Raw genomic sequence first — 12,007 nt, 5'->3', positions numbered from 1 at the left:
CAGAGATTAGATAAAAAAGAATCAAGATTAATAGAACAAAGGTTGGAGCGTTTATAATTCAACTTTAAAACCTTGAACTAAAGTAATGAGTACAGAAAAAAAACAACTATATACAGTATCGGTTTATACTGAAAATAATATTGGGTTATTAAATAGAATATCAGCAATTTTCCAAAGAAGACACATCAATATAGAAAGTTTAAATACTTCTCCATCAGAAATTGAAGGTGTATCAAAATTTACAATTGTTGTAAATATGGATGAAGTAAATATTAAGAAAATTATTGGTCAAATAGAAAAACAAGTAGAGGTTATTAAAGCCTATTATCACAATCTTGATGATATTATTTATCAAATAGCTGGTCTGTTTAAAATTAAGTCTGAATTATTATTTGAAGAACCTCAAATTCAGAACATCATCAAAGAAAGCAATGCAAGAATTGTAACTGTAAACAGAGAGTTTTTTGTACTTGAAAAATCTGGTAAGAAAGAAGAAATTGCAGACTTGTATAACAAATTAAGTCCTTTTGGTATTATGCAATACACACGTTCAGGATTAATAGCAGTTTCTAAAGACGAAATGAAAATATCAACATTATTAGAAACATACAACAACTAAAAACAAAAAATAGAATAGAGAAAATAAAATAGACGGATTATTGAACACAATTGGTCTTTATTCTATTTTCTTCTCTAATAAAAACAACTAAAAACTAAAATATAGATGAAAGAAAATAGATAAAAGAGTAAAGACAATAAACGAGTTTAAATAACTTTTTATTTGTCTATTTTCTCTTTTCTATCCTCTTTCTTCTAGTAAATTAAACAAAAAATGTCAAATTATTTTAACACATTAACATTAAGAGAAAAATTAGAACAATTGGGTAAATGTCGTTTTATGGACGCTTCAGAATTTGAAGACGGAGTAAACGCTTTATTAGGAAAGAAAATTGTTATTGTGGGTTGTGGAGCCCAAGGATTAAACCAAGGATTAAACATGAGAGATTCTGGTTTAGATATTTCTTATGCGTTAAGACAAGCTGCTATAGATCAAAAAAGACAATCTTATGTTAATGCTTCTTCTAATGGTTTTACTGTTGGCGCTTATGAAGAATTATTACCAGACGCAGATTTGGTAATCAACTTAACACCAGATAAGCAACATACAAATGTTGTAAAAACGGTAATGCCGTTAATGAAAAAAGGAGCAACATTAGCCTATTCTCATGGTTTTAATATTGTGGAAGAAGGTATGCAAATTCGTAAGGATTTAACCGTAATTATGGTAGCACCAAAATGTCCAGGTTCAGAAGTTCGTGAAGAATATAAAAGAGGATTTGGAGTACCAACATTAACAGCAGTTCACCCAGAAAATGATCCAGAAGGAAAAGGTTGGGCACAAGCAAAAGCGTATGCTGTTGGAACAGGTGGTCATAGAGCAGGAGTTTTAGAATCTTCTTTTGTGGCAGAAGTAAAATCAGATTTAATGGGAGAGCAAACTATTTTGTGTGGTTTGTTACAAACTGGTGCTATTTTGTCTTTTGATAAAATGGTAGAAAAAGGAATTGAGCCAGGTTATGCTGCAAAATTAATTCAATATGGTTGGGAAACCGTAACAGAAGCTTTAAAACATGGTGGAATTACAAACATGATGGACAGATTGTCTAACCCTGCAAAAATTGAAGCTTTCAGGTTATCAGAAGAATTAAAAGATATTATGCGTCCATTGTTTCAAAAACACATGGATGATATTATGACTGGTCATTTTTCTAAAACTATGATGGAAGATTGGGCAAATGATGATGAAAATCTATTAAAATGGAGAGCAGCAACAGGAGAAACTGCTTTTGAAAAACAAAAAATAATAGATCAGGAAATTCCTGAACAAGAATATTTTGATCATGGAACTTTATTAGTTGCATTTGTAAGAGCTGGTGTAGAATTAGCTTTTGAAGCAATGACAGAATCTGGTATTATAGATGCATCTGCTTATTATGAGTCTTTACATGAAACGCCATTAATTGCAAATACCATTGCAAGAATGAAACTGGCAGAAATGAACCGTGTAATTTCTGATACAGCAGAGTATGGTTGTTATTTATTTGACCACGCTTGTAAACCTTTATTAACCGATTTTATGAAAACTGTAGATACCAATATTATTGGTAAGAAATTTACAGATTCTAATGAGGTAGATAATCAAGAATTGATTCGAATTAATAAGATTATTAGAAATCATCCTGTTGAGAAAATTGGAGCAGAATTAAGAGCTTCAATGACAGCAATGAAAGTAATAAAATCAGCTTAAAATATAAAGATTTTGAAACTTTGAAGCCTGTCAAATTTTAAAAGTTTGACAGGTTTTCTTTTTACATTTACCATAATGCAAACAAAACAAATCTATTTTCCAAGTTTAGAAAGCGTAAAAGCTGCTGCAAAAAAATTAGAAGGAGTTGCTTACAAAACTCCTTTGAGTTTAAATATCAATCTTTCTAAACAATTAAATGCTACTATTTTTTTTAAAAGAGAAGATTTGCAAGTGGTTCGTTCTTACAAAATTAGAGGGGCTTACAATAAAATGTCTTCTTTAAATGCTGATGAAAAACAACATGGAATAGTCTGCGCAAGTGCAGGAAATCATGCGCAAGGTGTAGCTTTATCTTGCAAATTATTGCAAATAAAAGGAACCATTTTTATGCCTTCTCCAACTCCAAATCAAAAAATTAACCAAGTAAAAATGTTTGGAGAAAACTTTATTGATGTTGTCATTGAAGGAGATACTTTTGATGATGCCTTTAAAGCTGCAAAACAAGAATGTGATACAAAAAATAAAACCTTTATTCATCCTTTTAATGATGAAAAAGTGATTGAAGCACAAGCAACTGTTGGATTAGAGATTTTAGAACAAACCCAACAGCAGATAGATTATGTTTTTGTACCTATTGGAGGTGGAGGGTTATCATCTGGATTATCTACTGTGTTTAAAAACGTATCGCCAGAAACAAAAATAATTGGAGTAGAGCCAGCAGGAGCTCCATCTATGTTAACATCAATACGTAATAAAAAAAACACCACTTTAGATAAAATAGATCCTTTTGTAGATGGTGCAGCTGTAAAAAAAGTGGGCGATTTAAATTTTGCCATTTGTCAACAAAATTTAGATGATGTAATTACAGTTCCAGAAGGTAAAATTTGTCAAACTATTTTAGATTTATATAACAAAGATGCCATTGTTGTAGAACCAGCAGGTGCTTTGAGTATTGCTGCTTTAGATTTTTTTAAAGATGAAATAAAAGGAAAAAATGTAGTTTGTGTTGTAAGTGGTAGTAATAATGATATTACAAGAACTGCAGAAATTAAAGAGCGTGCTCTATTATATGCAAATTTGAAACACTATTTTATTGTAAAATTTCCTCAAAGAGCTGGAGCCTTAAAACAATTTGTAGTCGATATTTTAGGTACAAATGATGATATTACCCATTTTGAATATACTAAGAAAAGTAACAGAACAAATGGAGCAGCTGTGGTTGGTTTAGAACTGAAATCTGCTGATGATTTAGAGCCTTTAATCCAAAGAATGAAAGAAAACAATTTTTTTGGCGACTATTTGAATGACAAGCCAGATTTGTTTCAATTCTTGGTATAAAATAGAAATAAAAATAAACGAAAACTCGAAAACCTTTTCGTGATTTGTAAGGGTTGGATAAGGTAATATCCTCTTATTTTTCGTTAATTTGACTTTAATAATTTTAATCAAAATCAATATTTACTTTGATTGATAAAAAACAATTTATGAAAACAAAGTTTACTGAAATTCCAGAAGCCTATAAAATTAAATCGCTATTAAATCAAAAAAGCTATTTGGTTGGAGGTGAGCTAAAAGAATGGAAAGGAGAAACTGCAAAAGTATATTCTTCAATTTCATCAACTGCAACATATAAACCTACTTTGTTAGGTACAGTGCCAAATTTAACAGAAAAAGAGGCTTTAGAAGCATTAAATTCTGCCTACAAAGCGTATGACAAAGGGCAAGGTTTGTGGCCAACAATGAGAGTTGCAGACAGGATAGAATGTATGGAAGAATTTGCAGAGCAAATGAAAACCAAGCGTGACGAAGTTGTAAAGTTATTAATGTGGGAAATTGGAAAATCTTTACCAGATTCAGAAAAAGAATTTGATAGAACTGTAGAGTATATTTACGATACGATTGAAGATTATAAGCAAATGGATAGAAATTCTGCTAAATTCCAAAAAAATAGCGGAGTTTATGCGCATGTAAGACGTGGTCCTTTAGGAGTTGTTTTGTGTTTAGGGCCTTATAATTATCCTTTAAACGAAACTTTTGCATTGTTAATTCCTGCTTTAATCATGGGGAATACAACTATTTTTAAACCTGCAAAACACGGAGTTTTATTGCTGTCTCCATTAATAGAAGCTTTTCAGAATAGTTTTCCAGAAGGAGTTGTAAATATTATTTATGGTAGAGGTCGTGTGTTGGCTACTCCAATAATGAAAACAGGTAAAGTAGATATTTTAGCATTAATAGGAAATAGCAAATCTGCCAATGCAATTCAAGCAAATCATCCTTATAAAAATAGATTACGTTTGGTATTAGGCTTAGAAGCTAAAAATCCAGGGATTGTGTTGCCTGATGCAGATTTAGACTTAGCAATAAATGAGTGTATTACAGGATCTACTTCTTTTAACGGACAACGTTGTACAGCTTTAAAAGTATTGTATGTGCATGAACATATTGTAGATAAATTTAACAAACGTTTTGCAGAAAGAGTAGATGCTTTAAAATTTGGGAATCCTTGGGAAGATGGAGTTAAATTAACACCATTACCAGAACCAGGAAAACCAGCTTATATTCAAGAATTAATTGATGATGCTTTAGAAAAAGGTGCAAAAATAATTAACAAAAAAGGTGGAGAAACAACAGAAAACTATATTTATCCAGCAGTTTTATACCCAGTTTCTAAAGATATGAGAGTGTATGAAGAGGAGCAATTTGGCCCTGTAATTCCTATAGTTTCTTTTAAAAATATACAAGAGCCTTTAGATGATATGGCTGAGTCTAATTACGGACAACAAGTAAGTGTTTTTGGTAGCGAAATAAAAACTTTAGCGCCATTAATAGATACTTTAGTAAACTTAGTTTGTAGGGTAAACTTAAACAGTGCTGCTCAAAGAGGGCCAGATGTGTATCCTTTTACAGGAAGAAAAGATTCTGCTGTAGGTACTTTAAGTGTGCATGATGCTTTGCGTTCTTTTTCTATAAGAACTTTTGTAGCGTCTAAAGACACTCCATACAACAATGCGATTTTAGAAGAATTGTTAGATAAAAAAGCATCTAATTTTATTAGTACAGATTATCTTTTGTAATTAAAATTAGAAATATTAGATTTTAAAATAGCCTCCAGAAATGGAGGTTTTTTTATTTAGATGAGTTATGTGTCTTATAAGTTTTTATCAATTTAATTTTTTAAGCTCTTCATTAATCTGAGAATGTATTTGTTCTATCTGTTGAATGTATATATCTGTATCTTCGTTGATTGCTTTTCTAAATAATTCGAATGCTTGAATTCTAAGTTTTGAGTATTTGAGTAAGATTTCGTTCTGTTTAATAAGTTCTGGGGGTAAGTTTTCTAGCTTATTAGCACTATTAATTATTTCAATATTTTCTCTCCATTTTGGTATTGTTTTTTCATCTAATTCTTTCAACAAAGTATAGGTAGTTCCAGTATTTAAATTATCATAAAAGACTAAGGTTTCGTTTTCGTTTTTTGAGAATTTAGTAAGTTCTAAATCGTATTTATCATACAATTCGTTATCTGTAGAAAGAAATGCATATCCAAATATTCCTAATCCAATTATTAATAGAGAGATAAAACCAACTCCAGCAGCCCTCCAGCCAGAAAAAAAAGAATTACTATTTTCTTTATGAATTTTTAAATACGAGCTTTGTTTCCATTCAACTATTCCCCAAATAATAGCTGTATATAAAATAGGAATAATTTGTTGAGGAATTTTGTTAATTATATTTTCTGGAGCCATAAAAATCCCACCAAACAGAAATATAGTTGAAATTATTCCGATTAGCAAAGAATTACGCCCTTCAATAGGTTTGTCTATGGCTTTAAAATTTTCACCAATTAGATATCCTGCTGCAAGCGGCCCACCTAAAAATGTTGCTCCACATATTGCTTTGGAAGTATATAATTTAATATTTTTTTTGTTGTTTTCTAGTTTCGATTCTTTTTCAATCATTTTCTTTCTTGCAAGTATTTTTTATGTACATAAAGTCTTTGTCAAACTCTACTGAGATATTTTTTAATTTAAGCAAAATTATATTTTCTTAAGCTTAAAAACAACCTAAACTAATCTTTAAACCTTAATAGTAAGCATAGGTTTTAAAGCATTTTTAGACAAACTTTTGGTAACACTACCTGTAAATAAATGTGATAATCCACTTCTACCATGTGTACTCAAGGCAATTAAATCTGCATTTACATCTTTCGAGAAATTTAAAATTCCTTTTTCAACAGAAACATCGCTATAAATGTTAATTTTATGTTTGGGTAGATTAAAGTCTTTTGTAAATTGTTTTACTTTTTGTTTTGCTTCAGAAGTTCCTTGAAAATTTGCAGGGGTATTTACTTTTAATAAATGTACTTTACTATTAAAAGCATTTGCAAAATCTACAAACTTACCAAAGACCTCTTTATTTTCTTCTTTAAAGTTAGAGGCAAACACTAAGTTTTTCATTTTAAACTTTTTTTCATCTTTTTTAACAACAATCACAGGTCTTTTAGAGCTTCTTACTACTTTTTCTGTATTAGAACCAATCATAATTTCTTCAAATTCAGAATGCCCTTTAGACCCCATTATAATTAAGTCTGCATCAATTTTATCTGCATATTTTTGAATCCCCTCAAAAGGGTTATTTAGCTTTATAAAATATTTTACATCTATATCTTCACTAAAAATAGCATCTTTAAAATCAAGTACTTTTTCTCTTACTTTTCTTAAGTATAACATACTTTCTGGGATACTAAATCTGCTTCCAGCCCCCATATCTACAACGCCTTTTGGGAGTTCTATTAAATGAATTAAGTAAACTGTAGCATTTGTTTTATTTGCAATTTTTGCTGCCATTTTAGAAGCATATTCAGATGGTTTCGAAAAATCTATAGGAACTAAAATTTTTTTCATTGCTCAGAAATTTAAAGGTGAATAACAGTGTATCTAAAGTTACAAAAAATAAATGACTTAAACTTAGTTTGGTAAATCACAAACAATTCGTATATTTGCACCGAAATTTATAATAAATGAAGAAAGAAGGGGACTTAAGAGTCCCCTCTTTTTATACTTTATTTTAAGGTTTAAGATGAACGAAAAGAAGGTAAGAGATTTAGTAGATGAAGCATTAGCTTTAAATGAATCATTGTATTTAATAGATTTTTCTATTTCTACAAACAATAAAATTCAAGTTACTGTAGATGGAGATAATGGAGTTCCTCTAAGCGAATGCATTAGAATTAGTAGAAATGTAGAGCATAATCTAGATAGAGAAGAAGAAGATTTTTCTTTAGAGGTTACAACACCAGATATTGCACATCCACTAAAAGTAAAAAGGCAGTATAAAAAAAACATCAACAGAATTTTAAAAGTAAAAACTGATGATGATGAGTTTGAAGGAACTTTAACAGAAGTAGATGATGATAAAATTGTACTAAATTGGAAAGCAAGAGAGCCTAAACCAATTGGTAAAGGAAAAGTTACTGTAAATAAAACAGCAACTCTAGAGTATAAAGATATTAAAGAAGCAAAAGTGAAGATTGTATTTTAAGTAAAAATGTAATGGAAAATATAGCATTAATTGATTCGTTTTCAGAATTTAAAGATAACAAAAGTATAGACAGAGTAACATTAATGTCTATTTTAGAAGAAGTATTCAGAGCTGCCTTAAAACGTAAGTTTGGGTCTGATGATAATTTTGATATTATTATAAATCCAGATAAAGGAGATTTAGAAATTTGGAGAAATAGAGTAGTAGTTGCAGATGGTTTTTCGGAAGATGATAATGAAGAAATAGAATTAAGCGAAGCAAGAAAAATTGAGCCAGATTTTGAGATTGGAGAAGATGTTTCTGAAGAAGTAAAATTAATCGATCTAGGTAGAAGAGCAATTTTAGCTTTACGTCAAAATTTAATATCTAAAATTTACGAGCATGATAGTACAAATATCTTCAAGCAATTTAAAGATTTAGAAGGAGAATTGTATAGTGCAGAAGTACATCACATTCGTCATAATGCAATTATTTTATTAGATGATGAAGGTAATGAGATTGTATTACCAAAAAGCGAGCAAATTCGTTCCGATTTTTTCAGAAAAGGAGACAATGTTAGAGGTGTTATAAAAACAGTAGAATTAAGAGGAAACAAACCAGCAATTATATTGTCTAGAACATCACCATTGTTTTTAAATAAATTATTCGAGCAAGAAATTCCAGAAGTTTTCGACGGTTTAATTACTGTAGAAGGTGTTGCAAGAATACCAGGTGAAAAAGCAAAAGTAGCTGTAGATTCTTATGACGATAGAATAGATCCTGTTGGAGCTTGTGTAGGTGTAAAAGGATCAAGAATTCATGGAATAGTTCGCGAGTTAGGAAACGAAAACATAGATGTAATCAACTACACTAAAAACGAACAATTATACATTTCTAGAGCATTGAGCCCTGCAAAAGTAACATCAATGGAAATTGAAATGTACGAAGAAGAAAAAAATGGTAAAAAAGGGCGTGTAAGTGTGCTTTTAAAACCAGAAGAAGTTTCGAAAGCAATTGGTAGAGGTGGTGTAAATATTCGTTTGGCAAGTGAGTTAACAGGTTACGAAATAGACGTTCAAAGAGAAGGTTTAGAAGAAGAAGATGTAGAGTTAACAGAATTTATCGATGAAATCGAAGATTGGGTTATTGCAGAATTTAAAAAGATTGGTTTAGATACAGCAAGAAGTGTATTAGAAACTTCTGTTGCAGAGTTGGTAAAAAGAACCGATTTAGAAGAAGAAACCATTATAGATGTTCAAAGAATTTTGAAAGAAGAATTCGAAGACTAAATTTATAGTATAGAAGTAAAGTAAAAAGTATATTTTTACAAATAATAAGTTAAAAAGAATATATGTCTGTAGGCAAAACAATGAGGCTTAATAAAGTTTTAAGAGAATTAAACATTTCTCTTGATAGAGCTGTCGAATATTTAGCGGATAAAGGTCATGAAATAGAAGCAAGACCAACCACTAAAATTACGGGAGATGTTTATCAAGTTTTACTTGATGGCTTTGAAACAGATGCTAATAAAAGAGCAGCATCTAAAGAAGTTGGAGAAGAAAAACGTAAGGAGAAAGAAGCAATTCGTTTAGAAGCTGAAGCTAAATTAGAAAAGAAAAAAGCAGAAGAGGCTAAAAAAGAAGAGGTTTTAAAAGCCAAAGCAGATAAGTTAGAGTTTAAAACTGTTGGTAAAATTGACATAGATAATGTTGGTAAAAAACCAAAACCTGTAGAGAAAGTAGAAGAGGTAAAAGAAGAGCTTAAAAAGATTGTAGAAGAACCTAAGGCAAAACCACCAGTTGTAGAAGCCAAAGCACCAAAATTAGAAGGGTTAAAGGTTGTAAAAACAATTAAACCAGAGAAAAAAGAAGCTCCTAAAGCCGAGGCAAAACCAGAGGTTAAGAAAGAAACTCCAAAGGTAGAAGAAAAGAAAGAAGAGATTACTCCTGAAAATGCGGAAGCAATTAAAACGCAATACAAAAAATTAGATGGACCTAATTTTACAGGTAAAAAAATCGATTTAAAACAATTCGAAAAACCTAAAAAGAAAAAACCAGAAGCTAAGAAAGACGCAAATTCAGATCCAAAGAAAAAGCGTAAGCGTATAAGTAAACCTGGAGGTGCTAGATCAGATGCTTCAAACAGACCAGGAAATCAAGGAAACAGAGGTAGTAATAGAGGAGGTTTTAATAAAGGAAGAGGAAATAACAGATCTACAGCAGCTGTTAAGAAAGAAGAACCAACAGAAGCAGAAATCCAAAAACAAGTAAGAGAAACACTTGAAAAATTACAAGGAAAATCTTCTAAAGGTAAAGGAGCAAAATATAGAAGAAGCAAAAGAGATGCACACAGAGAGCAATCTGAGGCAGAATTAGAAGCACAAGCACTAGATAGTAAAATCTTAAAAGTAACAGAATTTGTTACGGTTGGTGAAGTTGCAACAATGATGGAAGTTAGTGTAACAGACATTATTTCTGCTTGTATGTCTTTAGGAATGATGGTTACAATGAATCAGCGTTTAGACGCAGAAACATTGGTAATTGTTGCAGAAGAATTCAATCATAAAGTAGAATTTGTTGGTGCAGAAGTAGAAGAATCTATAGAAGAAGTAGAAGATAAACCAGAAGATTTACAAAAAAGAGCACCAATTATTACAGTAATGGGGCACGTAGATCATGGTAAAACATCTTTATTAGACTTTATTAGAAATGCAAATATTGTTGATGGTGAAAGTGGAGGAATAACACAACATATTGGAGCGTACTCTGTAAATGTAGGTGATGAAAAAATAGCATTTTTAGACACTCCAGGTCACGAAGCCTTTACAGCAATGCGTGCACGTGGAGCGCAAGTAACAGATTTAGTAATTATTGTTGCAGCAGCAGATGATGATGTGATGCCGCAAACAAAAGAGGCAATTTCGCATGCGCAAGCAGCAGGAGTTCCTATTATTTTTGCAATTAATAAGATAGATAAGCCAAATGCGAACCCAGATAATGTAAAAACACAACTTTCTTCAATGAATTTATTAATTGAAGAATGGGGAGGTAATATACAATCACAAGATATTTCTGCAAAAACAGGAGAAGGAATCCCAGAATTGTTAGAAAAAGTTTTATTAGAAGCAGAAATTTTAGAATTAAAAGCAAATCCTAATAAAAATGCAGTAGGTGCAGTTGTAGAAGCACAATTAGATAAAGGTAGAGGTTACGTAACTACTATTTTAGTACAAGCAGGAACTTTAAAAGTCGGAGATTATATCTTAGCAGGTAAAAACAGTGGTAAGGTAAAAGCAATGTTTGATGATAAAGGTAAAAAACTTAAAAAAGCAGGGCCTTCTACACCAGTATCAATTTTAGGATTGGATGGAGCACCACAAGCTGGAGATAAATTTATTGTTTTTGATGATGAAAGAGAAGCAAAACAAATTGCAACAAAGCGTTCTCAATTACAACGTGAGCAATCTGTTAGAACTCAAAAAACATTAACATTAGATGAAATTGGAAGAAGAATTGCGTTAGGAGACTTTAAAGAATTAAATATCATCTTAAAAGGAGATGTAGATGGTTCTGTAGAAGCCTTAACAAATTCGTTCCAAAAATTATCAACAGAAGAAATTCAAGTTAATATTTTACATAAAGGTGTTGGAGCCATTACAGAAAGTGATGTGTTGTTAGCAACAGCTTCAGATGCCATTATTGTTGGATTTAATGTTAGACCACAAGGAAATGCAAGAACAGTTGCAGATAAAGAAGAAGTAGATATTAGAACGTATTCTATTATTTATGATGCAATTAACGATCTTAAAGATGCCATGGAAGGAATGTTATCTCCTGAAATGAAAGAAGAAGTTACTGGTAACGTAGAAATTAGAGAAATCTATAAAATTTCTAAAGTAGGTAACATTGCAGGTTGTATGGTTATGTCTGGTAAAATTCAAAGAGATTCTAAAATTAGAATTATTAGAGATGGAATCGTAGTTCACGATGGAACTTTAGCAGCACTAAAACGTTTTAAAGACGATGTAAAAGAAGTAACAAAAGGTTTTGATTGTGGTATTCAAATTAAGAATTATAATGATATTGCACAAGGAGATATTATTGAAGCTTACAAAGAAGTAGCAGTTAAAAAGAAGCTGAAATAAATTTAACTTCTATAAATAGGTAAAATAAAGCC

At 30.8% G+C, this 12,007-nt stretch carries 9 protein-coding genes; 7 read left to right on the top strand and 2 right to left on the bottom strand.

The window, feature by feature from the left end; all coding sequences use genetic code 11:
* Nucleotides 1–85 precede the first annotated feature (85 nt).
* The 4 genes from ilvN to ACY2RW_RS02215 all read left to right on the top strand — a co-directional run bounded on the left by ilvN (nucleotide 86) and on the right by ACY2RW_RS02215 (nucleotide 5,385).
* Nucleotides 86–619, top strand: a complete 534-nt coding sequence (gene ilvN / locus ACY2RW_RS02230) for an acetolactate synthase small subunit (RefSeq protein ID WP_490121066.1) — start codon at nucleotides 86–88, stop codon at nucleotides 617–619.
* A 213-nt stretch (nucleotides 620–832) separates the two neighbouring features.
* Entirely contained in the window at nucleotides 833–2,308 is a 1,476-nt protein-coding gene (gene ilvC, locus ACY2RW_RS02225) for a ketol-acid reductoisomerase (RefSeq protein ID WP_490121065.1), read from the top strand.
* A gap of 75 nt (nucleotides 2,309–2,383) precedes the next feature.
* Nucleotides 2,384–3,646 (top strand): threonine ammonia-lyase IlvA, encoded by a 1,263-nt coding sequence (ilvA, locus tag ACY2RW_RS02220; RefSeq protein ID WP_490121064.1) that lies wholly within the window; start codon nucleotides 2,384–2,386, stop codon nucleotides 3,644–3,646.
* A 146-nt stretch (nucleotides 3,647–3,792) separates the two neighbouring features.
* Entirely contained in the window at nucleotides 3,793–5,385 is a 1,593-nt protein-coding gene (locus ACY2RW_RS02215) for an NADP-dependent glyceraldehyde-3-phosphate dehydrogenase (protein ID WP_490121063.1), read from the top strand.
* Between the two features lie 87 nt (nucleotides 5,386–5,472).
* On the opposite strand, the gene ACY2RW_RS02210 is transcribed toward ACY2RW_RS02215, so the two are convergent.
* On the bottom strand, nucleotides 5,473–6,270 hold the full coding sequence (locus ACY2RW_RS02210) for a hypothetical protein (RefSeq protein WP_490121062.1): 798 nt from the start codon (nucleotides 6,268–6,270) through the stop codon (nucleotides 5,473–5,475).
* A gap of 117 nt (nucleotides 6,271–6,387) precedes the next feature.
* Nucleotides 6,388–7,215, bottom strand: a complete 828-nt coding sequence (locus tag ACY2RW_RS02205; protein WP_490121061.1) for a universal stress protein — start codon at nucleotides 7,213–7,215, stop codon at nucleotides 6,388–6,390.
* A gap of 175 nt (nucleotides 7,216–7,390) precedes the next feature.
* Here ACY2RW_RS02205 and rimP point away from each other — a divergent pair, with 175 nt between their 5' ends.
* The 3 genes from rimP to infB all read left to right on the top strand — a co-directional run bounded on the left by rimP (nucleotide 7,391) and on the right by infB (nucleotide 11,975).
* The gene (gene rimP / locus ACY2RW_RS02200; protein ID WP_490121060.1) at nucleotides 7,391–7,852 is read left to right on the top strand and encodes a ribosome assembly cofactor RimP; all 462 of its coding nucleotides are present in this window, start codon (nucleotides 7,391–7,393) and stop codon (nucleotides 7,850–7,852) included.
* Nucleotides 7,853–7,863: 11 nt separating this feature from the next.
* On the top strand, nucleotides 7,864–9,120 hold the full coding sequence (gene nusA, locus ACY2RW_RS02195) for a transcription termination factor NusA (RefSeq protein ID WP_490121059.1): 1,257 nt from the start codon (nucleotides 7,864–7,866) through the stop codon (nucleotides 9,118–9,120).
* A gap of 62 nt (nucleotides 9,121–9,182) precedes the next feature.
* Nucleotides 9,183–11,975: a translation initiation factor IF-2 gene (gene infB, locus ACY2RW_RS02190; protein WP_490121058.1), complete on the top strand. Its 2,793-nt coding sequence runs from the start codon at nucleotides 9,183–9,185 to the stop codon at nucleotides 11,973–11,975.
* The last annotated feature ends 32 nt before the right edge of the window (nucleotides 11,976–12,007 follow it).

This window comes from Polaribacter sp. 2305UL8-11, assembly GCF_058147165.1.
Note: the sequence above shows the minus strand (reverse complement) of the source record. Positions and strands in the feature narration are given on the sequence as shown.

What these genes read in the sequence shown, in the direction of transcription:
- ilvN (WP_490121066.1), top strand. Translation starts at nt 86, where the DNA reads ATGAGTACAGAAAAAAAACAACTATATACAGTATCGGTTTATACTGAA.
- ilvC (WP_490121065.1), top strand. Translation starts at nt 833, where the DNA reads ATGTCAAATTATTTTAACACATTAACATTAAGAGAAAAATTAGAACAA.
- ilvA (WP_490121064.1), top strand. Translation starts at nt 2,384, where the DNA reads ATGCAAACAAAACAAATCTATTTTCCAAGTTTAGAAAGCGTAAAAGCT.
- ACY2RW_RS02215 (WP_490121063.1), top strand. Translation starts at nt 3,793, where the DNA reads ATGAAAACAAAGTTTACTGAAATTCCAGAAGCCTATAAAATTAAATCG.
- ACY2RW_RS02210 (WP_490121062.1), bottom strand. Translation starts at nt 6,270, where the DNA reads ATGATTGAAAAAGAATCGAAACTAGAAAACAACAAAAAAAATATTAAA.
- ACY2RW_RS02205 (WP_490121061.1), bottom strand. Translation starts at nt 7,215, where the DNA reads ATGAAAAAAATTTTAGTTCCTATAGATTTTTCGAAACCATCTGAATAT.
- rimP (WP_490121060.1), top strand. Translation starts at nt 7,391, where the DNA reads ATGAACGAAAAGAAGGTAAGAGATTTAGTAGATGAAGCATTAGCTTTA.
- nusA (WP_490121059.1), top strand. Translation starts at nt 7,864, where the DNA reads ATGGAAAATATAGCATTAATTGATTCGTTTTCAGAATTTAAAGATAAC.
- infB (WP_490121058.1), top strand. Translation starts at nt 9,183, where the DNA reads ATGTCTGTAGGCAAAACAATGAGGCTTAATAAAGTTTTAAGAGAATTA.